This window comes from Exiguobacterium sp. BG5(2022), from assembly GCF_031844365.1.
Taxonomy (GTDB): Bacteria; Bacillota; Bacilli; order Exiguobacteriales; family Exiguobacteriaceae; genus Exiguobacterium; species Exiguobacterium profundum.
The window spans coordinates 1,486,350-1,512,436 of the sequence record NZ_JAUZVB010000001.1 but is presented as its reverse complement, the minus strand read 5'-3'; the positions used below and the strand labels follow the sequence as shown (position 1 = coordinate 1,512,436).

At 50.1% G+C, this 26,087-nt stretch carries 26 protein-coding genes; 20 read left to right on the top strand and 6 right to left on the bottom strand.

Annotated features, from left to right (window positions below):
• Window positions 1–62 precede the first annotated feature (62 nt).
• Window positions 63–476, bottom strand: coding sequence for a universal stress protein (locus Q9R25_RS07795; protein ID WP_047794988.1), 414 nt, complete (start codon window positions 474–476; stop codon window positions 63–65).
• A gap of 70 nt (window positions 477–546) precedes the next feature.
• On the bottom strand, window positions 547–2,019 hold the full coding sequence (locus Q9R25_RS07790; protein ID WP_214691255.1) for a SulP family inorganic anion transporter: 1,473 nt from the start codon (window positions 2,017–2,019) through the stop codon (window positions 547–549).
• A 233-nt stretch (window positions 2,020–2,252) separates the two neighbouring features.
• On the opposite strand from Q9R25_RS07790, the gene Q9R25_RS07785 reads away from it, so the two are divergent.
• The 7 genes from Q9R25_RS07785 to Q9R25_RS07755 all read left to right on the top strand — a co-directional run bounded on the left by Q9R25_RS07785 (window position 2,253) and on the right by Q9R25_RS07755 (window position 8,613).
• Window positions 2,253–2,570 (top strand): ArsR/SmtB family transcription factor, encoded by a 318-nt coding sequence (locus Q9R25_RS07785; RefSeq protein ID WP_012727076.1) that lies wholly within the window; start codon window positions 2,253–2,255, stop codon window positions 2,568–2,570.
• A 13-nt stretch (window positions 2,571–2,583) separates the two neighbouring features.
• Complete coding sequence (arsD, locus tag Q9R25_RS07780) at window positions 2,584–2,943, top strand: arsenite efflux transporter metallochaperone ArsD (RefSeq protein ID WP_214690570.1); 360 nt, start codon at window positions 2,584–2,586, stop codon at window positions 2,941–2,943.
• Window positions 2,944–2,955: 12 nt separating this feature from the next.
• Window positions 2,956–4,713 (top strand): arsenical pump-driving ATPase, encoded by a 1,758-nt coding sequence (gene arsA, locus Q9R25_RS07775; protein ID WP_214690571.1) that lies wholly within the window; start codon window positions 2,956–2,958, stop codon window positions 4,711–4,713.
• Window positions 4,710–4,988: a Fe-S cluster assembly protein HesB gene (locus tag Q9R25_RS07770; protein ID WP_074036072.1), complete on the top strand. Its 279-nt coding sequence runs from the start codon at window positions 4,710–4,712 to the stop codon at window positions 4,986–4,988. The genes arsA and Q9R25_RS07770 overlap by 4 nt, the downstream gene beginning before the upstream one ends.
• A 32-nt stretch (window positions 4,989–5,020) precedes the next feature.
• A complete protein-coding gene (locus Q9R25_RS07765) occupies window positions 5,021–6,307 on the top strand; it encodes an arsenic transporter (RefSeq protein WP_214690572.1) in 1,287 nt (428 codons plus the stop codon).
• Between the two features lie 14 nt (window positions 6,308–6,321).
• Window positions 6,322–7,980, top strand: a complete 1,659-nt coding sequence (locus tag Q9R25_RS07760) for an FAD-dependent oxidoreductase (protein WP_311282976.1) — start codon at window positions 6,322–6,324, stop codon at window positions 7,978–7,980.
• Between the two features lie 63 nt (window positions 7,981–8,043).
• A complete protein-coding gene (locus Q9R25_RS07755; protein WP_214690574.1) occupies window positions 8,044–8,613 on the top strand; it encodes a hypothetical protein in 570 nt (189 codons plus the stop codon).
• Window positions 8,614–8,637: 24 nt separating this feature from the next.
• Here Q9R25_RS07755 and Q9R25_RS07750 read toward each other — a convergent pair whose 3' ends face one another.
• A complete protein-coding gene (locus tag Q9R25_RS07750; protein ID WP_214690575.1) occupies window positions 8,638–9,774 on the bottom strand; it encodes a GGDEF domain-containing protein in 1,137 nt (378 codons plus the stop codon).
• Window positions 9,775–9,952: 178 nt separating this feature from the next.
• On the opposite strand from Q9R25_RS07750, the gene pulA reads away from it, so the two are divergent.
• From pulA to Q9R25_RS07695, 11 genes are all read left to right on the top strand, one after another.
• Window positions 9,953–12,874 carry a type I pullulanase gene (gene pulA / locus Q9R25_RS07745; protein WP_214690576.1) on the top strand — a complete coding sequence of 974 codons (2,922 nt, stop codon included), beginning with the start codon at window positions 9,953–9,955 and terminating at the stop codon, window positions 12,872–12,874.
• Between the two features lie 145 nt (window positions 12,875–13,019).
• Window positions 13,020–13,217 (top strand): hypothetical protein, encoded by a 198-nt coding sequence (locus Q9R25_RS07740; RefSeq protein ID WP_074036082.1) that lies wholly within the window; start codon window positions 13,020–13,022, stop codon window positions 13,215–13,217.
• A 74-nt stretch (window positions 13,218–13,291) separates the two neighbouring features.
• Window positions 13,292–13,534: a hypothetical protein gene (locus Q9R25_RS07735; protein WP_074036083.1), complete on the top strand. Its 243-nt coding sequence runs from the start codon at window positions 13,292–13,294 to the stop codon at window positions 13,532–13,534.
• 97 nt (window positions 13,535–13,631) lie between these two features.
• Complete coding sequence (locus Q9R25_RS07730) at window positions 13,632–14,708, top strand: nitric oxide synthase oxygenase (protein WP_214690577.1); 1,077 nt, start codon at window positions 13,632–13,634, stop codon at window positions 14,706–14,708.
• 14 nt (window positions 14,709–14,722) lie between these two features.
• Window positions 14,723–15,142, top strand: a complete 420-nt coding sequence (locus Q9R25_RS07725; RefSeq protein ID WP_074036085.1) for an RDD family protein — start codon at window positions 14,723–14,725, stop codon at window positions 15,140–15,142.
• Between the two features lie 125 nt (window positions 15,143–15,267).
• On the top strand, window positions 15,268–16,119 hold the full coding sequence (locus tag Q9R25_RS07720) for a DegV family protein (protein WP_074036087.1): 852 nt from the start codon (window positions 15,268–15,270) through the stop codon (window positions 16,117–16,119).
• Window positions 16,120–16,139: 20 nt separating this feature from the next.
• The gene (locus Q9R25_RS07715) at window positions 16,140–16,466 is read left to right on the top strand and encodes a thioredoxin family protein (RefSeq protein WP_196431086.1); all 327 of its coding nucleotides are present in this window, start codon (window positions 16,140–16,142) and stop codon (window positions 16,464–16,466) included.
• A gap of 86 nt (window positions 16,467–16,552) precedes the next feature.
• Entirely contained in the window at window positions 16,553–16,954 is a 402-nt protein-coding gene (locus tag Q9R25_RS07710) for a (4Fe-4S)-binding protein (protein WP_074036089.1), read from the top strand.
• 14 nt (window positions 16,955–16,968) lie between these two features.
• Entirely contained in the window at window positions 16,969–17,862 is an 894-nt protein-coding gene (locus Q9R25_RS07705; protein ID WP_251125256.1) for a DUF5996 family protein, read from the top strand.
• A complete protein-coding gene (locus Q9R25_RS07700) occupies window positions 17,863–18,135 on the top strand; it encodes a GNAT family N-acetyltransferase (protein ID WP_074036091.1) in 273 nt (90 codons plus the stop codon). It begins immediately after the preceding gene.
• Window positions 18,136–18,150: 15 nt separating this feature from the next.
• Complete coding sequence (locus Q9R25_RS07695; protein WP_214690579.1) at window positions 18,151–19,233, top strand: low temperature requirement protein A; 1,083 nt, start codon at window positions 18,151–18,153, stop codon at window positions 19,231–19,233.
• Between the two features lie 30 nt (window positions 19,234–19,263).
• Here the strand turns inward: Q9R25_RS07695 and Q9R25_RS07690 are convergent, their stop codons facing one another.
• The 3 genes from Q9R25_RS07690 to Q9R25_RS07680 form a co-directional block, all read right to left on the bottom strand.
• Window positions 19,264–19,989, bottom strand: a complete 726-nt coding sequence (locus Q9R25_RS07690) for a hypothetical protein (protein ID WP_047795005.1) — start codon at window positions 19,987–19,989, stop codon at window positions 19,264–19,266.
• Between the two features lie 84 nt (window positions 19,990–20,073).
• Window positions 20,074–22,395 carry an ABC transporter permease gene (locus Q9R25_RS07685; protein WP_214690580.1) on the bottom strand — a complete coding sequence of 774 codons (2,322 nt, stop codon included), beginning with the start codon at window positions 22,393–22,395 and terminating at the stop codon, window positions 20,074–20,076.
• Between the two features lie 12 nt (window positions 22,396–22,407).
• Window positions 22,408–23,106, bottom strand: a complete 699-nt coding sequence (locus Q9R25_RS07680; RefSeq protein ID WP_214690581.1) for an ABC transporter ATP-binding protein — start codon at window positions 23,104–23,106, stop codon at window positions 22,408–22,410.
• 161 nt (window positions 23,107–23,267) lie between these two features.
• On the opposite strand from Q9R25_RS07680, the gene Q9R25_RS07675 reads away from it, so the two are divergent.
• Together Q9R25_RS07675 and Q9R25_RS07670 are read left to right on the top strand one after the other, a co-directional pair.
• Window positions 23,268–24,098, top strand: a complete 831-nt coding sequence (locus tag Q9R25_RS07675; RefSeq protein ID WP_159562782.1) for a DegV family protein — start codon at window positions 23,268–23,270, stop codon at window positions 24,096–24,098.
• Window positions 24,099–24,386: 288 nt separating this feature from the next.
• Entirely contained in the window at window positions 24,387–26,066 is a 1,680-nt protein-coding gene (locus tag Q9R25_RS07670) for a sensor domain-containing diguanylate cyclase (RefSeq protein WP_214690582.1), read from the top strand.
• Window positions 26,067–26,087: the final 21 nt, after the last annotated feature.

Here is a 26,087-nt window from a genome sequence, read left to right as displayed (position 1 = left end):
ACGGTATGTCCCCTGTATGTGACACAAAAAATCCCCATCTCACGACGGATGGGGACGATGCGTCATTTCACGATAATGACAGGAGCGAGAGCTCGTTTGGCCAGTTTATGACTCACGCTACCGAGCACGAACTCTTGGAACGTGTTCAATCCACGTGATCCGACGACGACGTATTCGTATGGTTCATGGTTCGCATATTTGACGAGCTCGACGTCCGGCTCCCCACGAAGTTCGATGTATTCGTAGGCAATGCCTTCTGCTTCCGTCAAATCGAACAGTGGCTTGAGCATCTGCTTTCGCTTCGTCTCCAAGTCGATTTTCCCTGTCGAATTGAGGGCCGCTTCTTTCGATTCCTTCGCACTGATGACGTGCACGATATCAATCGATGCATTCGACGCCTTTGCGAGCTGAATCGCTTTTTCTAGCGCACGTTTCGAGTGGGCAGAACCATCTGCCGCTAAAAATACCTTTCCCATGAAAAACTCCTCCTCTTTCGCACGTTCTACTTTTAGTATAGGTGATTTGGCGAAACGGGGAAATGATGAATCAGTGCCCTGCGTTCGCGTCTTGTTGCTTCAAGTGAAGGGCGAGTGTGTTGAGCAGTTTTTCCGAGTCTTTGTTCAAGTTGAGCAGTTCCGGTTCGATTCCGACTTCCCGATATTTGAAGATGACCTTATCGATTGCCCCGATGGCAGAGTCGTCCCAAAGATGCGTGTTCGCAAAGTCGATGGTGACTGTTTGGATACCGGCTTCAGCATCCTCTGTCACATCGAACTGATTGACGAATTCAGATGTCGAGGCGAAGAAGAGCTGACCGTTCACCATGTAATGAGCCTTGTCGGCATCGATCTTTCGCTCGAGATCGATTTTTGAGATTTTAGCAGCGAAGAGAATTGCTGCTGTCAAAATCCCGGCGAGTACACCGAGTGACAAATCATGTGTGACGACGGTGACGAGTACGGTGACGAGCATGACGACCGTATCCGATTTTTGGGCGGTACGCATCGCTTTGAGCGAACCCCAGTCAAACGTCGCATAGGAGACGAAGAACATGACCCCGACGAGCGCGCCGACCGGAATCAGCATGAGCACGTCGCTGATTGTCATGATCATGACGAAGAGCGCGAGACCGGCTGTAAGTGTCGACAGACGTCCACGAGCACCCGATGAGACATTGATGACCGATTGCCCAATCATCGCACATCCTGGCATCCCACCGAAGAACCCAGCAATGATGTTCGAAATCCCTTGTCCGCGCGATTCACGGTTTTTGTTTGAGTCCGTTCCTGTCATATCGTCAACGATTTGTGCCGTCAAGAGCGACTCGATCAATCCGACGAATGCGAGGGAAATCGAGTAAGGAAGAATGATCAACAACGTTTCAAACGTCAACGGGACGTTCGGGAATAAAAATTCCGGGAGTGTTGCTGAGATTGTTCCCATGTCTCCGATATTTTTCGTATCGAGACCGAGTGTGATGGCTAAAATCGTCATGACGACGATGGCGACAAGTGGTGCAGGGATGGCTTTTGTGACTCGCGGAAATAAGAAGATAATGGCGAGTGACGCGGCGACGATTGCCCAAATGATCCAGCTTTCCCCTTCAAAGTTGGATAGTTGCGCTTGAAAAATCAGAATGGCAAGCGCATTGACAAAGCCAACCATGACGGCGCGTGGAATGAACTTCATTAAGCGGGCGATGCCGAGATAACCGAGTACGATTTGAATGAAACCCGTTAGAATCCCAGCGGCCAGCAAATATTGAAGACCATGGTCGGCGACGAGTGAGACGATGACGAGCGCCATCGCACCGGTCGCAGCCGAAATCATCGCAGGGCGACCGCCTGCGATTGAAATCACCATGGCGATGATGAACGAAGCATAGAGCCCGACCATCGGGTTGACGCCAGCGATGAGTGAGAACGCGATCGCCTCAGGGATGAGGGCGAGAGCGACAACAATCCCCGCAAGGACGTCTGCTCGGACGTTACCGAGCCAGTCTTGTTTGATTGTATTCATTTTTTCCAAGAAGAACACACCTCTCTTTATATTTTGACTTTGATCTTCGAGTCTCACGAAGATCAAATGCCACATTATATGAAAGGAAATGTTCCAACGTTACGTGTTTTCACAACGTGTTTCATCATAACGGATTTTTTTTGAAATGACAATTGAATGAAGTTGAAAAGTATGGTAATTTCATAACGGATACGTTATATAACAATTAGGTTATACAGGAAGGGGAAGTGGAAATGTACACTGCAGAAGAATTAAGCAAAGTACTCAAGGTGCTCGGTGATCCGACTCGATTGACCATGCTGAAACAGATGGAAGCGGGAGAACAGTGTGCGTGTAGTTTCGTCGACTGTTTTGACATCTCACAGCCGGCAATCAGCCGTCATTTGAAGATGTTGCGTCAGGCTGGACTGTTATTAGAGCGCCGAGACAAACAATGGATCCACTATCGATTGAATGAGACGAGCCCTTTTTATGGGATTGTCGTCGATTTGCTCGACAAGATTGAGACAATCGATGTGAGTTGCGACTGTGACACCGAATGTGCAATTTAAGGAGGAGTCAACGATGAAACTTGAAGTGTTTGAACCGGCAATGTGCTGTCCAACAGGATTATGTGGTCCATCCATCGATCCAGAACTGACGCGAGTGGCGACAATTCACTACGTGTTAAAACAGCGAGGCTTCGATGTTGCTCGTTATAATCTGGCATCGGAACCGAATCGATTCGTTGAAAATGTCAAGGTGCAAGCTGAAATTGCAAATGGGCTCGAGATGCTACCGCTCACAGTAGTTGATGGAAAAATCGTAAAACGGGGTGCCTATTTAACAGATGAAGAAATTGCGGAGTTGACGGGACTACCAGTTGACGCATTTGCCAAGAAAGATGGAGAAAAGCCGAAAGTTCGCATCTCACTGAAGAAATAAGGAGATATGCTCATGAAGACATTTGATTTTCATACGATTGAACCGACCCGTTATGTGTTCTTGACCGGGAAAGGTGGCGTCGGGAAGACATCGACGGCGTCAAGCCTCGCCCTGACGCTCGCCGACCGAGGCAAGCGTGTCTTACTCGTTTCGACCGACCCGGCTAGTAATTTACAAGACGTGTTTGAGATGGAACTCGATGAGACGCCGCGCCTCGTTCCGGAAACAAAGCTTGCCATCGCCAACTTCGATCCCGAAGAAGCGGCAAAACAATATATGGAGCGCATGGTCGGACCTTATCGAGGTGTATTGCCGGACGTGGCCATTCAGTCGATGGAAGAGCAATTATCCGGTGCCTGTACGGTTGAGATTGCGGCATTCGACCAATTTACGGACTTGTTGACGTCCGTGTCAGCCCGTGAGGCGTACGATCACGTCATCTTTGACACGGCACCGACTGGTCATACGTTGCGCCTACTCACCTTGCCGAGTGCATGGGATGAATTTTTGGAGACGAACACGACAGGTGCGTCTTGCCTTGGTCCGCTTGCCGGTTTAGCTGACAAACAATTGCAGTACAAAAAGGCAGTTGAGACGCTCACTGATGGTAAAGAGACGACACTGCTTCTCGTTGCCCGTCCCGAAACATCCACACTCATCGAAGCGGAGCGTGCCGCGACCGAACTTCGCGCCATCGGTATCGAGCGAATGCAGCTCATCGTCAACGGTCTTATCCAACAGGATGAAGGGGCAGACCGATACATGAAGCGGCTCATCGAGCGTCAGCAACAAGCACTCCGTGAACTTCCTGAAGGCATAACTGACCTCGAGGCATTCAAACTTCCATATGCTTACGAAAATCTGATCGGTGTCTCTGCACTTCGGCGCTTTGTGAACGGAGAGACGGTCGCTGTCGCAAATGCATGCTATGACTCGAGTCGTTACGGATCACTTGATCGACTCGTTGATGAGATTGAGGCGGACGGTCCAAGTGTCATCATGACGATGGGGAAAGGTGGTGTCGGGAAGACGACACTTGCTTCGCTGATTGCGGTTGCGCTTCATGAAAGAGGGCACTCTGTTCATTTGACGACGACGGATCCGGCCGCTCATGTCGCTTTCACGATTGGGACAAACATTGCAGATACGTTCACGGTCGATGCCATTGACCCGAAAGTTGAAATTGAGAGGTATCGACAGGATGTGTTCAAGGAAGCAGGGGACCTGAATGAAGAGCAACGTATGATGCTCGAAGAGGACCTGCGTTCGCCGTGCACCGAAGAAATCGCCGTTTTCCGTGCCTTTGCGAATCAGGTGGCGAAAGCGAAAGACCGTTTCGTCGTCATCGATACGGCACCGACCGGACACACGCTTCTTCTGTTAGATGCGACCGAGAGTTATCATCGCGAACTCGAACGCTCGACTGGCGTTGTCCCGGAAGCAGTCCGAGATTTGTTGCCGAAATTACGTGATCCGAAACAAACGCACGTCATCATCACGACCTTGCCTGAAGCGACGCCGGTATATGAAGCTGAACGACTCGTAGCAGATTTGAATCGGGCTAAGATTCTACCGTTCGCTTGGGTCGTTAATCAATCGTTCACGCCACTCGATGTCACGAGCAAACTATTGACCGCGAAAGTCGCGAATGAAGTCCTATGGCTCGAACGTGTGAACAGCTATCGGCGTCCGACGATACTCGCCTGGCAAGAACATTTGCCAGTCGGATATTCCGCGTTATCCCAACTATTGAAGGAGGAAGTGAAATGAACATCACGAATGAAGCCATCGATTACTTAAAAACAGCGCTAGAGGAGGAGCAGACAAAATCGGTCCGCATCATCACGGAGGCCGGTTGCTGTGGACCGACACTAGGTTTGGCCGTAGCGACACCGGAAGCGACCGATGAGGTGAAGCACTTCGACGACCTTACGTTTGCCGTGGCGAACGAAGCTACAGCGTTGTCCGCAAACGTCACGCTCGACGTTGAATCAACAGAAGAGGGAATGACACTCGTATTGCACGGTTTGCAGCCGAGTTGCTAAAAAATAAATAGAGATTATTGGAGGATTACATTGTGCAGTGGATTGCTAGTTTAATTTTTCTTGTGACGCTTTTCCTCATCATCAAGCAACCGAAAGGCCTCGGCATCGGTTACTCGGCGATGGGGATGGCTGTCATCGCTCTCGTTTCGGGCGTCGTCAATCTTGATGACGTCGGAACGGTATGGGGCATCATTTGGAACGCGACGTTCACCTTTATCGCAATCATCATCATTTCACTCATTTTAGATGAGATTGGATTCTTTGAATGGGCCGCTTTACACATGGCGCGAATCGCCAAAGGTGGCGGGGTGAAACTCTTCGTTTATATCACGTTACTCGGTGCCCTCGTCGCAGCATTGTTTGCGAACGACGGGGCGGCGCTCATCTTGACGCCAATCGTTTTAGCGATGGTCCGGGCTCTCAAACTACCGGACACGGTCGTCTTGGCATACGTTATGGCATCGGGATTCATCGCCGATACGGCAAGTCTTCCATTCATCGTCTCGAACCTCGTCAACATTGTCTCAGCCGACTTCTTTGGTATCGGGTTCGCCGAGTACGCCGCGCGGATGGTGTTCGTGAACGTGTTCGCGGTCGCGGGGAGTCTGCTCGTGTTGTACCTTTATTTCAAAAAAGATATCCCGAAACAGTATGACGCCTCACAGTTGGCTGAACCTTCGTCCGTCATTAAAGATCATACGATGTTCCGCTTATCCTGGATTGTACTCGGTTTACTGGTCATCGGGTACTTCACGAGTGATTTAGTCGAGATCCCCGTTTCGCTCGTCGCGGGTGTAATCGCCTTGTTCTTCCTCGTGATGGCTAACCGCTCGTCAGCGGTCCAGACGATGCAAGTCATCAAAGGTGCACCGTGGGCCATCGTCTTCTTCTCGCTCGGGATGTATATTGTCGTCTACGGTTTACAAAATGCCGGACTCACTCAAGTATTGGCGAACTTTATCGATTGGTTCGCGGTTAACAGCTTCAGTGCCACGTTCGGGATGGGCTTTTTGGCCGCCATCTTGTCATCGGTCATGAACAATATGCCGACCGTCATGATTGATGCGCTCGCCATCGACTTGACGCATACGACCGGACAGGTTCGGGAAGCGTTAATCTATGCGAACGTCATTGGTTCCGATCTCGGTCCAAAGATTACCCCGATTGGGTCGCTAGCGACGCTTCTATGGCTCCACGTCCTTCGTACGAAAGGCCTCAAAATCGGATGGGGACAGTACTTTAAAGTCGGGATCATCTTGACGATTCCGACATTGGCTATCACGTTGCTCGGCCTATACATCAGCTTATTACTTTATTGAGGAGTGGATTATATATGAAACTAGTCATCATCGGTTCAGTCGCTGCAGGGACATCGGTTGCGGCGAAAGCGCGTCGGAACAACGAAGACGCACAAATCACGATTTACGATCGAGATTACGATATCTCGTACTCTGGTTGTGGGATTCCTTACTACGTTGGCGGAGAAGTCGAGTCACGTGACGATTTGACACCGCGCGATGCGGCCTTCTTCAAGAAGCGCTACAACATCGACGTGATGACGCGTCATAATGTGACGTCAGTCGACAAAGACACGAAGACGATGACGGTTGAAAACTTAGAGACGGGTGACACGTTCACGGACTCATATGATGTCCTCGTCCTTGCGACGGGTGCGTCGAGCATCATCCCACCGATTCCAGGGGTGAAGTCGGACAACGTCTTCCCGATTCGAAACATCCAACATGCGGAGGCGACACGCTCCTTCGTCGATTCGACAGACCCGAAACATGCGACAATCATCGGAGCCGGCTTCATCGGTCTAGAGATGGCGGAACAGTTGAAGCTTCGTGGTGTGGACGTGACCATCATCGAACGTGTACCGCAAGTGATGCCACCACTCGACAAGGATATGGCGTGTCGCGTTGAGGAACACCTCGAGAAGAACGGAATCGAGCTCATGCTCGGAGAGACCGTGACAGAACTTGTCGGTGACGGACACGTCGAACGGGTCGTCACGGAGAGTGGGAAGACGATTGAGACCGACCTCGTCATCTTGTCTGTCGGAGTCCGTCCGAACGTCGAGCTCGCCATGAACATGGGAGTCAAACTAGGTGAAACGGGTGCGATCGCCGTCAATGAGCGGATGGAGACGAACATCCCAGACGTCTATGCGGCAGGAGACGTCGCGGAGAGTTTCTCGATCGTGACAGGGAAACCGATTTGGCGTCCACTTGGTTCGACAGCGAACAAGATGGGGCGGACCGCCGGGGACGTCATCACGGGCGGTCACCTCGAACATCGGGGCATCCTCGGAACGGGCATCTTCAAAGTGTTCGGACTTGCCGTCGCACAGACGGGTCTCGCCGAAAAAGAAGCACGCGAACTCGGATACGATATCGAGGTACTTCATAACACGAAACCGGATAAGCCTGCCTATATGGGTGGAAAAGATATGACGATTAAAGCGGTCGCCGATCGTGCGACGCGTCAACTGCTCGGTGTCCAAATCGTTGGATTTGAAGGAGTCGACAAACGAATCGACGTCTTCGTCACGGCCATCACCCTTAAGGCGAAAGTGGACGACTTGTTCCATCTCGACCTCGCCTACGCACCACCGTTCTCGACGACGAAAGACCCGGTCATGTATACGGGGATGGTGCTTTCGAACAGTATCGACAAGGCGGCTCGACTCATCACGCCGGCCGAACTTCAGGCACGAATCGATGCCGGGGAAGACATGCAAATCATCGATACGCGGAAAGCAGCACAGTTCGAGAAGGCGTGTGTCGATTGTGCGGTCAACGTCCCACTCGGTAACCTTCGGGAAGCGGCGAAAGACATGGACAAGGACAAACCGACCGTTGTTTACTGTAACGGAGGCGTGACGGGCAACGCGGCACAGAACGTGCTCCGTAACCTCGGATTCACCGATGTGTACAACTTGTCAGGTGGAAATAAGAATTATCAGTTGTTCAAAAAATACGGGAACTAAGCAAGACGACGTCCGCAACTGCCGGACGTCGTCTTTTGATATGCTGTACGTGAGGTGAAGTCGATGGATTATAAGATGTTACATGAGAAGTTTGAGCGACGGAAGCAGTGGCTCATTTTTGACAAAGAAGAAGTCGTCCGTCGTGTCATGGTACGCTACAAGGCAAGGATTATCCCGAAGACGGACATCATGGACTTAGTGAACGACGATCAACTGTCGTATGAACATATCTTTTGTTGCTTAACGATTGATGACCCAAGAATGCTTGATAAAGTCTTCACGGCGAAAGAGAGAAAAGACCATCAGTGGGAGATTGATGACAATGCGAGGCGTGGGATGGTATATAAGCACAAAGATGAGGCACATCGACTTTACAACCAGTTGATTATCGATGAACAGGAAGGTCGCCGACTCGACATCGTCTTCGAGAGCAAGGATGGAAAGTATGTGACCGGTTTTTTGACAAGAGACATGTCAGAGCAAGTCGCCTCTTATATTTTTGCACATGTCGGAGGCGCCAAGTTCACAGGTTTAGTCCCACGTTCACTCTTACCAGCGGACTTAACAGATGAAGAAATCAAGATGAGCTATCGGTGGTACTTGGAGTCGCTCGATGAATGGAATAAACTTTGAAAAACCTCTCACAAATGTGAGAGGTTAGTTTGCTTTCTGTTGACTCCATTTGCCGATTTGATTTCGTCCGTTCCGTTTGGCGACGTAAAGACCGATGTCTGCCTTTTTGATTAGTTGGGCGGACGTGACGACCTTTCGTTCAGAAGTGCTCGATACTCCGATTGAAATGGTGACCTCAAGCGTCGATCTGTTAGGTAATTGAAACGGTTGTTTCGAAACTTCGGTCAAATAGCGATTCGCAATCGACATGGCTTGCGAAAGGTTGCAGTCGGCAAGTAAAACAGAGAACTCTTCTCCGCCGTTTCGGCAGACCATGTCATCTGCTCGCGCGATTCCAGAGAGACGTTGACCGAGCTCGACTAAAATTGCATCACCCGCATCGTGTCCATACGTATCATTAACTGATTTGAAGTGATCGATATCGATTAACAACAACGCAATCTCGTTCGGCGACATGAACACTTCTTCATCGACGCGTTTCATTTCCTCATCAAACTGTCTTCTATTACCTAACCCCGTTAATGTATCCGTATAAGCCGCTTCTTTATATTTTGTGATAAGACGTTCAGAGCGTTCGATTTTTCGTATGCCACCATACACGATATGCAAAAAGAAGCCTGCCGCGTAACCGATGAATAAAAACCAGATGAGTGTTATAAAATATGCACTTGGCTCCTTATAGTTCGTCATGTTGAGAATAGAGAAGAGTGCAATGAACGTAAGACTAATCATATTTACGATTCGAATATCTTGTGTCGGCTGGATCCGTTCGCGCATTCGTAAGAACAGAAATGCTGTTCCAGCTGCTACGGAATAATCTAGGAGTGTGATCAGAAGTAGTATTTCTCCGGGAACGATAAACGGAAGTAGGATAATACTCGTCACATACGTGATACGCAGACCAGATATCCCAAAGTACAAAGCAGAAATGATGAGTGGGACAAATCCATACTGAAAGTCCGCTTGAGCGTTCCAAAGTACACCATGAAGCGTGATGATCATAGAGAGTCCTGCTAGGAGGATGGAGATGGTCATCTGACGCCGAATCGGTAATTTATTTGTGAAACCGAGCTTGGTAAAACGTGAGATCAGATATAGACCAACGAGCAAAAGGCTCGCGTTGGCAATTAGGTTATTAATTAAGTTTGTAAGTGATAGCAATTAAGTTTTTCCTCCTTAAATTCTATATACAGGTTGAACTCTCGGAAAGCAATCCTTTTTGTGGAGGAAAGGTGTTTAGTGCTCTACTTTACTAAAATAACATTGCTTCACTAAAAGAAACCGTTTACAATTTCTGTGTAAGCGTTTTCTCAAAATAGTGCTACAAGGAGGGACCCTCATGGTCAAAAAGCAATGGAAACCCGTATGGGCAGTTGTGCTAACGTTTGCACTGATTCTGTCAATGTTTCCGATGCCGACGTCCGCTTTAGATAAAGGGAAGTCGACGCTTGTCGTCGTCCATTATCAAGAGGCGCCGGATAACGAAAAGGATTGGAACTTATGGCTTTGGGCGAACGGCCCAGATTACTTCCCGAACAAAGGCTTCACATTCAACGGGGAAGATGCATTCGGAAAGGTGGCGGCTTACGAATTCCCAGTCGATTCACCTGAAAAAATCGGTCTCATCGTCCGCACGGATAATTGGGACAAAGATAAAGGTTCTGAGAACGACCGCTTCATCACAAGCGATATGATTCAAGATGGTGTCGCCGAAGTGTGGATCAAGTCGGGCGATCCGACCATCTATACGTCGAACCCGGACGGGGAGACGGCTTCGACGGAAATCGATATGAAAGTTCATTATTTCCGTTACGACAATACATATACGGACTGGGGTCTTTGGGCTTGGCCGGACGGTGGGGACGGGCAGAGCATCGCCTTCGATGAGGCTGATGATTTCGGTGCCGTCGCGAACGTGAAACTCGCCAACCCGGAATCGAAGAAACTCATGGGCTTGATCACGAAAAAAGGAGAATGGACGGAGAAGGATGGGGAAGACCGATTCGTTCTCGGGACTGCGAAAGAGATTTGGCTCGTTGAAGGAGATTCGACAATCTACTATTCAGAGCCACAAATCGATCGCTCTCCAAAACTTGTCTCGTTCTCGGCGGACACGTTCCGTCAAGCAACACTCACAACGAATCGCGTCATCACGGATGCGTTCATCGATGAATTGAGCGTAGACGGGGCAACGGTGGAATCGATTGAAAAAGCTAGCGACAAGTCGGTGACGATTCAATTCAAAGCAGACATCGATTTAGCGAAAGTCATCAAAGCCTCGCACCCGGAGTTCGGAGAACAGACGCTCCAGGCCGGCAAAGTTCTTCGTTCGAAAGAATTCGATGCGAAATATGCATACGACGGTAAACTCGGTGTCACGTACCAAAAGTCGAAAACGAAGTTTGTCCTCTGGGCACCGACGGCTCAACAAGTCGAGCTCGAACTGTGGAACATGCCGACGAACCGACCGACGAACGACAAAGATATGAAGAAAGTGATTCAAATGAAGCGCGGTGAGCGCGGCACGTGGGTAACGGAAGTTCGTGGTGACCTGGACGGCATCGGTTATACGTACCAAGTGACCCATGCGACAGGGAAGGTCCGTGCGGTCGATCCGTATGCGACGGCTGTCGGCGTGAACGGTGACCAAGGTGTCATCGTCGATTTGAAAGAGACAGATCCAAAACGTTGGAATTCGATGAAACCGAAGTTGAAACAATCGACGGACGCGATCATCTATGAGACGCATGTCCGTGATTTCTCCATCTTTGATGTGAAGACGGACAAATACGACTCAGGCATCCAAAACAAAGGAAAGTATCTCGGTGTCATCGAACCAGGAACGCGTCTTCTCGTTGACGGAAAGAAAACGGCAACGAAGACAGGGCTCGATCACGTCAAAGATCTCGGCGTGACACACGTTCAGTTCATTCCGGTCTATGACTTCAACACGGCCTCCGTCGATGAGACGAATCCGATGGCGACGTACAACTGGGGATATGACCCGAAAAACTACAATGCACCAGAAGGGTCGTATTCAACGAATCCTTACGATGCGAAAGTACGCATCATGGAAATGAAACAGATGATTCAAGGATTGCATGACAACAATTTACGTGCCGTCATGGACGTCGTATACAACCACATGTTCGATGCACAGGCATCGAACTTGCACAAAATCGTACCGGGTTACTACTACCGCTACACAGCGGGTGGTGACTTTGCCAACGGAACAGGTGTCGGAAACGATACGGCTTCCGAACGGGCGATGATGCAAAAGCTGATCGTCGACTCGGTCGTCTATTGGGCAAAAGAGTACCATTGGGACGGATTCCGTTTCGACTTGATGGGAATCCATGACGTCGACACGATGAACAAGGTTCGTTCGGAGTTGAATCGAGTCGACAAGTCGATTCTCGTCTTCGGAGAAGGATGGGACCTTGGTACGCCGCTCGATGCTGAATTAAAAGCAAATCAAAAGAACGCCTACGACATGCCGGGCATCGCCCACTTCAATGACAACATCCGTGACGGCTTGAAAGGCAGCGTCTTCTTCGATGAGGACAAAGGATTCGTCAACGGAAAAGAGGGCATGGAAAATCGCGTGAAGACGGGAATCGTCGGTGAGATCGCTTATAGCGACACGATTAAAGGATTCACGAAAGAGCCGACGCAAGCCATCACGTACGTTGAAGCCCATGACAACCACACGTTATGGGATAAGCTAGAGTTAACGAACCCAACCGCATCAGAAATGGACAAGACGAAGATGCACCGACTCGCTTCAAGCATCATTTTGACGAGTCAAGGGACGACATTCCTCCACGCTGGACAAGAGTTCATGCGCACGAAGGAAGGCGACCACAACTCCTACAAATCACCAGACTCAATCAACCAGCTCGATTGGAAACGGGCGGCCGACCGCAAGGCGGACGTTCAATACATGAAAGGCTTGATTGAGATGCGTAAAGCCAACCCAGGTCTTCGGATGACAAAAGCGAGCGACGTGAAACGATTCTTGACATTCCACAAAGCGGAAGCGAACGTCATCACATACACGATTGACGAAGATGCACCGGGTCAAAAGAACGACTTGTTCATCACGCATAACGCCAACCCGACAAATGTCCAAGTCACCCTTCCTAAAGGGAGCTGGAACGTAATTGTTGATGGCGACCGTGCCGGAACGAAGACAATCAAGCGCGCAACTGGAAAAGTAAACGTGCCTGCATACAAGACGTTCGTCCTCGAACGCAACTAATCATTGACCCCACTTTGAAACGAGTGGGGTTTTCCAATGGAACAATTATGGTTAATTGGTAATTAATGCTTTACAAACTATTTATTTTGTATGAACACGAGAATTTACGTTTGAAACTTCCATCTCTTTCGAAAGGAGAGCTTGTATGGCGATTTTCAAAAAGTGGATTCATCGCGTCAATGGTGATGTCACGGATATGCTGTCAGCTGGACCGATTCTCCCGTTCCATGTGGATTCGCTCTTGATTGAACAGTATCCGGATGCCATTTACGTGCTCGATACAAATGGTCGACTAATCGATTCGAATGAAAAGATGGGACTGCTGTTCGATAACTGCGCATGATCTCCAGCCGATGCGGAAGAGTTTGCGCCGTATCACGAACAGGCGTTAACCCGAGAAACGGTTCATCCTGACGATTGAGAGCGGTTGACTCAAGCAATTCAGACGTCACGTTCATCATTCGTTTTGCATCCGGTACAGACTTGCCTGTCCGCTTACGTCGAATGACTGAAGTGACGAATGGGCTGTATCAATATGCCGCCGACTACGAATCAAGTCCGACCATCGAGGCGCAAATGACCGCCCTCGAGCAGGAAGTGAGCGAAAACGAAGAAGTCACCGACTACATCGAACTCGTCCATCAGCCAGAGCGGTCTTGAGTATCCGACTTGTCTTCTGTGAGAATAGATAGTTGAAACAGGGGTCTCCTTTTCTCTAAGATGGAGAAAGAGAGAATCGAGTGAGGAGACCTTAGATATGAATCTGTATGAACAAGCGAGCGACTGGATGCGGCAATGGCATGACGACCCTTCCGAACGCCTCCGAGAAATCAAAGATGAAATTGAGCGCACGGGCACCTATTCATTGACGACGGAAGAGTTGTGTGAGGGTGCCAAGGTGGCGTGGCGGAATTCGAATCGTTGCATCGGCCGCTTGTTTTGGCAGACACTCCATGTGATTGACGCACGGGACGCCGATACGTTTGAGGCTGTCTACACCCATCTTGTCGACCACCTTCGGTTCGCCACGAACGGCGGAAAAATCCGTTCGACGATGACGGTTCTTCCGAACGAGTTCAAACTATTGAACACACAATTGATTCGGTACGCGGGATATGAGACACCTGACGGAATCATCGGAGACCCGATGTCCGTCACGATGACGAAGCGCGCGAAAGAACTCGGATGGGTCGGAGCCGGCACGCCGTTCGATATCCTCCCGCTCATGATCACGGACGGGCGAGACGTCCGCTTGTTTGAGTTGCCGAGTGAGGCCGTGCTTGAGGTGGACATTCGGCACGAGGATGTGGACTTGTTTGACGGACGGACCATCAAATGGCACGCAGTCCCAGCGATTGCGGATATGGAACTAGAGATCGGAGGTCTACGGTTTACCTCGGTCCCGTTTAACGGCTGGTATATGGAGACGGAAATCGGGGCAAGGAATTTGGCCGATACGGACCGTTATGATTTGTTGCCGCTCGTCGGACGGTCACTCGGGCTCGATACGACGAAAGAGCGGTCGCTTTGGCGCGACCGGGCACTCGTCGAATTGAACATCGCCGTCCTGCAATCGTTCGAGCGGGAAGGTGTGACCATTGTCGACCACCATACGGCTGCCAAACAGTTCAAGCGGTTCGAAAAAAACGAACGGGACGCGGGGCGTGACGTCACCGGGCAATGGAGTTGGCTCATCCCGCCTCTCTCTCCTGCGACGACGCACGTTTTTCACGAGCATTACGACAATCAGATCAAGACACCGAACCTGTTTGCTAGAAGTGGATGTCCGTTCTCAGGGTTTCGTCAGCTGGTAAAAGAGGAATTGAAAGGCTAGAACCGAGAGAAAGGATGATTGCTGTGGCAGTCCCACTTTGGAAACGAGCCGTCGCTGGTCAAATCGACCAACTCGTCTTTCAGACACCGGCAAAACTGATTGAAAAGGCAGTCCGTAAGAAGATTTGGCCAGACAAAGAAGTGAAACGGTATTACTTACCGACCGTTGTGACGATGGCCGGAGAAGTCTATTGTATGTTGTATCGAAACGGTCAGACGATAGGAGACCGTGTCGTCGGAATTAAGGTCGTGAGTGCGGATGGACGCCCGCTTTCATTGGAGCAAGTCATCAAGCGGACACTCTATAAAGACGTCGTCTACCCGGCGACGCTTGGGATTCCGCTCATCCGTGCACTTCAACAGATGAAATCGAATAAAGACCTCGAGTTGCCGCATGATGAGTTCGCCCATACAAAATTGATCTCGACCAAATGAAGAGGAGCAGGGCGACCGTGTGTCGCTCTGTTTTTTCGTCCCGTTCGGTCGAGTAGGAATAGCGGCGGGAAATAAGGTATAATGGGATTGGACAAAAATGAACGACTATTGGAGGCTTTTTAGTTATGACAAAAATCGCATGGATTACCGACAGTATGGCCAACTTCTCTCAAGAAGAGGCAGCAAGTCTCGGTGTCGATATCGTTCCGATTCAATTGATCGTGGACGGGAACGGCTATAGTGAAACCAAACTCTCTCTCGAAGACCTACATCGGTATATGATTGACCAAAAGAAAGAAGCGAAGACGTCACAACCGATCTTCGGAGATTTCATCGCCCGCTACGAACGCTTGAAAGAAGAGGGATATGATTGTGCCATCGCCGTCCATTGCTCGAATGGATTGAGCAGTACGGCGAAAAATTCGAAAGCAGCTGCCGAAGCGGCTGACTTTACCGTGTATACCATCGACTCGCATGCCGCACTCGAGGCGCAACAAGAACTCGTCCGAATCGGGAAGGCCGCTGAAGCCGAAGGCAAGTCAGTAGAGGAAATCGTCGCCCTTCTCGAAGCATGGCGAGATAAGAAGAACTTCTTCATGATCATCGGAAACATGGAGACGATGCGCCGAGGCGGTCGTGTTTCTTCCGGTGAGATGTTCCTTGCGAACATCTTGAACATCAAGCCGATCATCACCCTCGATGAGACGGGGAAAGTCATCCCGTTCAAAAAGGCCCGTTCATTGAAGAAGGCTTATGCGGAGATGGTCGGTGAACTCGAACGTCGTCACGCGGAAAACGGTGTGAAGGACAATCGGGTGTTCGTTCAGACGGCACTCGCACCGAACATGCAAGATGACCTCGTCGCACTCATCGAGTCGAAATTACCAGATCTTGAAGTCGTACGGACTCGATTCTGTCCCTCGATTGCGGTACATGCCGGATTTGAGACGGTCGGTGTCTTGTGGCTCAACTCTTAATCAAGTAGGAGGAATGCAAGATGGAAGCAATGACAACCTTGACTGGATTGAATGAACGGATTGCGAGCACGGAACAGCTGCTCGTCTACGTGTCACATCCGGGATGCAGTGTCTGTCATGCGCTGAAACCTCAGATTGAAGAGATGCTCCATCAGTTCCCAGAAATTGAGGCGGTCGCGGTAGACTCGGATGAAGTGCCGGAAGTCGCAGGCGCCTTCTCCATCTTTACCGTGCCGGTCGTCCTCTTTTTCATCAACGGGAAAGAAATGCTCCGCCGGGCACGATTCGTGCCGATCGGCGAACTGACGCATCAACTCGAACGCATGCAAGAAATGAGACAAGCGTGAATATGACCCATCATCCTGTCATGGGATGATGGGTTTTTTTCATAGTGTAACGGGTAAATACCCGCAAACACATAAGGGGTGATTCGATGCGAGGCAAACAATACGTGGGAGAATCGATTGATGTGTACTATGATGTGTCGCTCTGCGTCCATGCGGCGGAATGCGTACGGGGATTGCCGGAAGTGTTCGATACGAAACGGAAGCCGTGGATCTTACCGGATGGGGCCGAGGCTCCTGATGTCGCGACGGTGATTGAACGCTGCCCGAGCGGTGCGCTGCAGTTCGTTCGGAAGGATGGTGGAGATGCGGAGGAACCGGACGTCCCGACGTCTGTTAAATTAAACGACTGGCAACAAATCGAGGTGCGTGGCGACCTTCAAATCGAGCAAGGAGATGAGGTCATCTCCACGTATCGGGCCACGCTCTGCGGGTGTGGACAATCCGGGAAGCGACCGATTTGCGACCATAGTGGCGCGTGTAAAGGATGAGAGGATGATGGATGATGCAGATTCCACTACATTCGGACTGGCATGATACAAAGTTGACCTTGCATTTGATTTCCCAACTACTAGGGAAGATTAGACTCCAACTGGCCCCACCTGAGCCGCAATGGGGGCATGTCTCGCTACCGCTCACGGTTAATGGGTTCACGACAGGGCTGTTGTTTGAAGGGGAACGGGCACTCCAGCTTGATGTGGATCTACTAAGTTCTTGCCTTGTCGTTCATGTCGAAGATCAGACAGACGCCATCCCGATTGAAGCGGGGAAGACAATCAAGTCCTATCATGACGACTTATTCAATCGACTGCGGACGCATGGGGTCGACATACGCATCAACCCGAAACCACAGGAGATGACCTTCCAAGGACTTCTCGATACGGACGAGACACCGCTCGCTTATGATGCGGCGTATGCCCGGCAAGGATTAAGGCTGTTTCAACGGGCGGCGCACGAACAGCTGACGTACCTATCGAAGCTACGATGCCGGAAAATCAAACCGGCACTCTTTTGGGGGACGTTCGACGTGTCCTCGCTCGTCATCTATCCGATCGAGCATCCGTTTCCGGAAGACAAAGTGATCGAGCGCGTCGCCTTCGATGAACAGTTGATTGAATTTGGATTTTGGCTTGGGGATGATGTGACGGAACGACCGAGCTATTTTGTCTTGCCTTATCCGTTCCTGTTCAGACCGCTACCGACCGTGACGCTACAGCCGGAAGCGGCTTATTATGACGCGGAGAAGAGTGAATTTTTCTTGCCGCTTGATGAAGGAACGAGTGGGGAAGTCCAAGCGTTTTTGTCTACATCGTTTGACATCTTGATGGACGAGATGGATTGGACGATGCGTGACCATTTCTTTATCCCGCTAAAACTAGAAGAGGAGAGTGGTGAGTAAATGGAAATTAAACAGAAGGAAAATACGTTTTACGTCGGGGACGAGGCGAAGCCATCGGCAGAACTGCACTACGTGCCGACGGGGGCGGACAAACTGATTGTCGATCATACGTATGTCAGTGATGAACTTCGAGGACAGGGAATCGGAGAGAAACTTGTTGTCGCCGTGGTCGAATATGCTCGGGAAGAAGGAAAGACGATTATCCCACTCTGTCCCTTTACGAAAAATCAGTTCGACCGACATGCCGAGTATCACGACGTGTTGGCGAACTGAACCGGGGTGGGCTAGATGGAAGAAAAACGAGCCACGTGGTTAGAGCTCTTCTATGACCTGGTTTATGTCGCTGCGATTGCGACGGCGACCCATGTCCTTCTTCATACCCATCATGGTGTCATCCCGTTCGAATATGCCTCGAAGTTCGTCCTCATGTTCATCCCGATTTGGTGGGCGTGGGTGGGGCAGACGATGTTCATCAACCGCTTTTTCGAGGATGCGATTCACCAGCGTCTGTTCGTAATTGGACAGATGATCTTCGTATTAATTATGACGGCGAGCTTGAACGTGGATTTTGATGACTACTACTATTCATTTCTCATTGGCTACTTAGGTTTGCGCGTCATGACGGTCTTGCAGTATACGATGGTAAATCGACGTATTCAAGACTCGGCGGCACGCTTTTTAGGCACCTATTTTTGGATTGGAATCGGCGTCTCGTCGTTATCCATCTTTTTTGATGGAAGCTTGCGCTACGTCGTTCTGTATCTCGGGCTCATCATAGATTTGATTGTACCGATCATCGGTCGGAAACGCTTGGCCATGACGCCCATAAACTTAGGATATTTGCTCGAACGCTTTGGTCTTTTGACCATCATCGTCTTAGGGGAATCCATTATCAGTATCTTGGCGGTGCTCGAGCCGCAAGACGGGGATATTCGGTCCATCAGCTTTTCGATTTTAGCATTCATCGTCCTCATCGCCATTTGGTGGCAATACTTTGACAACATCGAAAAGAAAGTGGACAAAGACGCGGTCGGGACCGGTCAAATCATTTTGTATGGTCATCTGTTCATTTGGATGTCACTCAGCGTTCTGGCGAGCATGATGAAACTGATGTATCTCGGGGAGTTGGATGAGCGCTTTGAAGTGATGGTGACGTTCGGTGCCGTTCTCGTCTACTTTTTGTCGACGACGCTCGTGTTTCACAATCATCGCTTCCCGGAAAGCCGGTTGCACTGGGGCTATTTCGTGTTTTTCGTCGCGCTCATTCTCGTGTTCACCGGCCTCCATCTATTCGTTCTCGTCTCACCGTTAATCATCATGATTGAACTCGCCATCTTCTTCGCCATCTATGCGAAACTGACGACCACATAAAAATGGAGCACCGCGGGGCGCTCCATTTTCTTATTCTGCTGCTTGTGGGACGAGATAAATCAAGCCAAACGGGTTATGCAACAAGTTGTCGATGGTCGTCCGCTCATCTTCTCCCATCTCGACCGTGAAGGCGCGACCGTCTTCAAAGGCGAAATGGTCGCCATCGCCGAACATCGCGCCACCTGAGATGAGGTGGAAGTTGAACGAATGGATTACGTGGATGGCATCTTCAATGTCGAGTGTCATCGGCACAGCCACGTCTGCATGACCGAACGCTTTCATTCCCCATGACATATAGGCGTTCTCTTCTTCTGTGATAGCCGTGAGAAGCGAATAGTCGAGTGCGAGGTCTTCTTCTTTTGATTCTTGCCACTCGTCTTTCGAGTAAGAGACACCAGCTGACTCGACCATGACGCCAACTCCACCTGCGTTTAAGACGGCGTTTGCGGCACGACGTGCAGCGGCGACGTCTGTCAAATCGTTGACGTCGACAATCAAGTAGACGACATGCGTATGACGAGCGATTCCTTTCGCGACTTTCGGGGTGAACCCGCCAGAACTCGCGTGAATCATCGCCTCGGCGAGGGCTGGGTCACGTTCGACGACTTCTACGGTGAACGCCTTCCCTGTCTCATCTTCGAGCAACAACAGACCAGCCATCGTGTAGCCTTCACTATGTAAACTGATTTGTTCGCTGACGCCTTCTGCGGAAGACCAGTTTCCGGGAATGGCGAGCATGACTTGTGTACGATTCATGTGTATCATCCTTTTCTGCAAAAGTCAGGTCTCTCCTCAGGAGAGACCTGGTCTATCTCTTATTATGCCCTATTTTGGCATGAATTATTCTTGATACGTCTTTAAAACTTCCTGAAGTGGGATTTGATCGATTTTTCGGCGGCTGATGAATGTACTCATGAAGAAGAGGAGAACGACTGCACCGAGCGTATAGACGATATAGATCCATTCAAATTCAAGTGGGAGCACGAGCCCATAATCTTCCGCGAAGACGACGACGATGACCCGAAGCGTCAACAGGGCGATGGGGATGCTCAAGAGGGCGGAGATGAGCGCGTAGATGAAGTAGCTGTTCAAAATCATCGAGCGGACTTCCCGTTTTTGATATCCCATCACTTTCAACAAGGAGATGACGTAATAGTTCTTCTCGACCGTCAGTGCCGTCAAGACGAACAGGATGCTGAAAGCGATGAGGGACGCCCCACCAATCAAGACATTCATCATGAAATTCATATATTGGTTGATCGATTCGGACTGATCGATCAACCCTTGACGTGACAGAATAGTCGAATAGTCCGATTCGCTCGGACGCTCCGTCGCATAGATACCGTTGAACAGGTCATCCGTTGCGCCAGCGGTGAGAAGTTCACTTAACGTCGCCCGGGGCAAATAGGCGAAGTCGCCAGAGAATTCATCGGCAATCCCGATAATGGGATAGGTCAACGTGTCCCCGTCGAGTGCGACATCGATGTCTTGACCCACATCGAGGCCGAGTTTTAGCGCGAGTGAGGAGGAGACGACAAGGCCGTCGGGTTCAAGTGTCAACACATCCCCATCTTCGTTTTGGAGTGGGAACAAGGTGTTGTCGAAGTCTAGTCCCTTCAAGGTGATCAGGTTATCTTCGACAAAGGCGAACGGATAGGTGAGGAACGGTTCTTGTCCCGCTTCTAAAACCGGTGTCCCGTCTGTATACGCCTCGTATTCATACACCGCTTCGTTCAATCCGCCAACGGTCATACGGTCGACGGCGCCGTTCATCATGAGGGCGAAAACGATGAGAATCGTCGAGAAGAGGATCCCGAGAAAGAAGATGAGAAAACTCCCCGTGCTCTTGACGGCATACAAATATTTGAACTTCGTCTTGCCACTCGCCCGTCTCAACAGGCGACTGACAAGTCGACTGAGTCGATTCAATGAGACATTGTCCCGTGGTGACAAGAGGGCAAGGGCGCTCTCACCCATAATTTTATAGATGACAGCTCCTGCAACGAGCGCAAAGAAGAGGAGCGGGGCAAACACGGCTGTCACGAACACGAGTGGACTTTGGGCGATGGTGATGGACGGTAAAAGATAGAAGTCGAGATAGAGTTCTTTCAACGGGTTCGCGAAATAAAGCCCCAGGAAATAACCGATGATGAGCATAAAGAATGCGAAAACCAAGATGAGCACCAAGTAAGGCGATGCGATTTGCCGACGACTATAACCAATCGCCTTCAACAGTCCGATTTGTCCTCGTTCCGCCTCGAGCATATTCGAGATCAGGATGGCGACGATGATTACAGCGATAGAAACGATAAAGAGACTGAGTCCGAGCGCCATCGCCTTGCCGGATGAAATCTCACTGTAGATGGCACCACTTCGGATAATATTTTCCGTCTCCATGACCGAGACGACAAACGGGAGGTCTATGTCGGTCTTGATCGCTTGATCGGTCACCCCGGACAGTCGGAAAGACTCTTGCCCGATGAATGTTTCGAACGATTCATCCGTCATCAAGAGGAGGGTCTGTGAACGAGGGTCCAAGTTGAAGAAGTTATCATCGAAGAGTGGGAGCGTATAGTCCGGAAAAAGGACAAATCCACTCACCGTGAACGGTTTGCCGATGTCGATTGTGTCTCCGATGTCGATACCGTTCTCCTCTGCATATTTTTTATTGAGGGCGACTTCGTCATTCGCTCTCGGTCGATCACCGGCTTCGAGGTAGGAACGGTTGATCGTGTCTGATTCTTTGACGATCAATCCCCGATGTTCAATATCATCGAACGTGTAGGTGATGGTTTTTAAGTCACGGAGTTCAATCGTAGCATCCGGCATCTCCTGTTCGACGGCAGCGATTCGCGATGCGATCAGACGATTGAAGACTTCCGCATCGGCTTGTTTGATGTCAGCCAATGTGAACGTTCCTGTTTCCGCGAGCGTGGCGAGAGCGGGGTCGCGTAACTCCTCTTCCGTCACCCGATTGAGCATGTCAATCGCAAAGTCTTCCTGATTCGATTCTTCCAGATACTCTTCAGTCGGGACCTCGATTCCACTGATGCCATAGAACATCATCGTGTACGTGAGTGAACTCATGACGATGATGATGGCGATGGCGAGGAGTTGCATCCACTTCCGATTTAATGTCTTCCAGACGTTTTTATACAGCATGTTGCCACCCCCTTATCCCCAATGGATGTCACGTGCCGCGACCCGGGTCTCATGATGGGTCACCTCCACGATTCGACCGGAGTTCATCTTGATGACATCGTCCGCCATCTCACTGATTCCATTATTGTGTGTGATGACGACGACTGTTTTTTGATACGTCTTGTTCAATCGTTCCAATAGTTCGAGTACTCTCTTCGAATTTTCCTCGTCGAGTGAGCCCGTCGGTTCGTCACAAAAGATGATGGCGGGATTTTTGGCGAGGCTGCGGGCGACGGAGACACGTTGCTGCTCACCGCCCGATAGTTGATAGGGGTATTTATCACGTGCCGCTGTGAGCCCAACTTGTTCGAGCAATTCATCAATCGGCAGCGGGTCTTTCGTTAAGTCAGAACCAATTTGTATGTTCTCATAGACGGTCAAGTTTTGAAGAAGGTTGTATTGTTGGAAAATGAAGCCAAGATGGTCGCGTCGAAAAGCAGTCATCTGATCGACGGATAGGTCGGTCAGCACGGTGTCGCCGAACGTGATCTTACCTGAGGTGACCGTGTCGAGTCCGCTGATGACGTTGAGCAGTGTACTCTTCCCGCTCCCGCTTGGACCTAGGATCACGACGAACGCGCCATCCCGGATGGTGAGGTCGATGTCTTTCAAGGCGGCCGTTTCCACGTCGCCTGTCTTATAGATTTTGCTGACGTTCCGTAGTTCGATCATGCCACACATGCCTCCTTTATTTGTTATCTAAGGTATACCCTTTTCGAGAAGTGATTGGACGAGCTACACATAGGATGTTTTGAAAAAATAGTGAAACCGCTTCACCTGTGATAAAATAATATAACCAGGTACTAAAAACTTTTTTTAAGGGAGAACTCTTTATGAAGATTGCTTACATCACGGACAGCACGATTGTCCTTCCAGATGCATTAGCGCAACATCCTGACATCCACATTGTCCCGCTCTATGTCGTCAAAGGGGACCAGCCGTATAAAGATGGAATCGAAGTCGATGCGAAAACGGTTTACGAGTGGATTGACGCGGGAGAGCGCGTCTCGACGAGTCAGCCCGCGATCGGGGATTTCGTCACACTCTATGAAAAATTGAAAGAAGAGTACGATATGGGCATCGCGATTCACCTATCGTCTGACCTGAGTGGGACGTATTCGGCGTCCGTTCAAGGGGCTGAGATTGCGGAGTTCAAGTTGCTCGCCTTCGATTCACGGGCAGGTATCTATACGATGGGACTTATGTTCGAGGAGTTGATTGAACGCGTCGAAAGAGGCGATGCGCTTGAAGACGTGGAAGCATACATGAAGAAGCGCGTCGAGGACGTCCGCATCGAATTGACGCTTCAAAACTTGACGCAGATGCAAAAAGGCGGTCGAATCTCTAAATCGAAGGCGCTCATCGGGAACATGCTTCAATTGAAACCTGTACTTCGATTCGAAGACGGTTTGATTGTCCCGTATCAAACGGTCCGCACATACAAGAAAGCACAAGCCCATTTGTTCGAAGTGTTACGTGCGGCAATCGAGTCCGGTGAATGTCAGGACGTCTCGATTTTCCACGGAAATGTCCCTGAGCTTGCTGAGGAGTGGAAAAAACAACTCGGTGACACGATTCCGATCAGAGTTGATACACTCGCACCACTTCTTGGGGCGCATACGGGATCCGGGTCAATTGGAATTTCTTATTTGAAAGCGAAATAATGATTAAGGGCGGTCCTCCTACGAGGATCGCCCTTTTACGTATTCTTTTGTTTCCGCAAATAGAGAAGTGTGATAGTGAGCGAATAGATGATCAAAAACGTGATCAGAAATAGAGAAAAGTCCATGGTTAGCCCCCTTTATCCAAGTTGTTGCCGACATCTAGAAAAGCGAAACATCAAATTGGGAATCATTTCAATATTTCATTGTCTCAACTTTCAAACAATTGCTGGAATGTTTTTGCATTACGGGTCATACTAGAAAAAATGAACGAGAAAAGGGGGGAAGACGATGCGATTTCGGAAGTACCTAGTTCGGAGCTGGTTCGCGTGGACGCTCGTCTTCACGGGAGTGACGTATTTGACTTTCCAAAACCTTGAGGCGTTCGACTGGCCGTTGTTTTGGTTCATCTATACGCTTGGGGCATTGTTCGTCATGAATCCTTTAAAGCGCAGGCATCTTCACTTCACGTTCCATGAGATGTTTGTCTTTATCACATTCTTTTTATACGGACTAGCGCCCGCACTGTTGATGGGGCAATTGCTCCTCTTCACGTTTCAGGCGCGAGCCTTCAATCGTCGCGTCGGGCGACGACGGTTCCTTCATTTCTATCCGCTCAACACGGTGATTGAATGTCTGCTCGTTCTGTTGCCGGGGCTCGCCTATATCGCTCTCGGTGGACGGATCGGAGAGCCGATTCATTTGATGCAACAAGGCGTGGCGATGTTGGCGTTTTTAGGCACCTTGTTCCTCGTCTTGACGATGAGTTTTGCTTTATCCTACTTCATGGTTGGAGAACGGATCCCGTTCCCGATTATGTGGCGATTGATTCGCTTTGATTGGCTCGTCGTGTCACTCGAGCTTTTGTTCTCGATGATTGCCATCGAGTCGTATCTCGTCTTCGGTTATGTCGGACTCATCGTCACGTTCTTCGTACTATCTGTCCTAAAGATGACGATGTCGAAAGCGACGGAGACGGAAGAAACCAAGTCGAGAGTCGATCAAGTCGAACGCTTGAAAGAACAGCTGTACCGCGTGGACAGCGAGCAATTGTTGATTGAGAAGTTTTGGAACGGTCTACGTGATATCGTCGAAGTGGAGCGTGGTTGGCTACAGGTCAATCGAAAAGGGGAGCGGACGTTTTATGATATGACCGGTCGCGTCATCCCGAGTGTGCCGGATGCCTTCACGATTGAACGGTATCATGATGAGGACGAACCGTGTTTCGTCTATGACTCGCTCCATGAATGGCATCCTGAATTGCAGCGAAACCAACAGGAACTACACCATTCGGCGCTCGTCATCCAACCCGTTTGGGGAGCGGAGACGGCGGTCAGCTGCATGGTATCGACGACGGCAAACGGGGCATACGAAACTCCGATTGCGGTTGAAGTGAACCGCCTCCTCAAGACGTTATCTTGGTCAATCGAACGCATCGATGAACGCAAACGTTTGCAACACGAGAGTTTGACAGATCCGTTAACGGGATTACATAATCAGCGGGCACTACGACGTTGGACGAAAGAACGTTTGAACGATGTGGCGTCCTATCCGCTCTCTGTTTTCTTGATCGATTTGGACCACTTCAAATCGATCAATGACACATACGGTCATGCATTCGGGGACGAGGTGTTGATTGAAGCAGGTCAACTCTTTACTCGCAATGTTCGAGCGACGGACTTGGTGACGCGCTACGGAGGCGAAGAGTTCGTGTTCGTCTTCCCGAGAATGGATGAGGCGGCCGCCAATCTGGTCGGCGAAAAGATACGAAACGCCTTGAAGCGCCATGATTTTGGGACAGAAGGCACGCGCATCACGGTGACGGCGAGTATCGGGATTGAAACGATTTATGAATATGAAGACCTCGATACAGTCTTGCGACATGCGGACCGGGCCATGTATGTCGGGGCGAAATTTAACGGGCGAGATCGTGTCGCCCACTATCATGATCTGTCGACAGAGGTCAGATGAAAGGAGGATCCCCAAAATGGT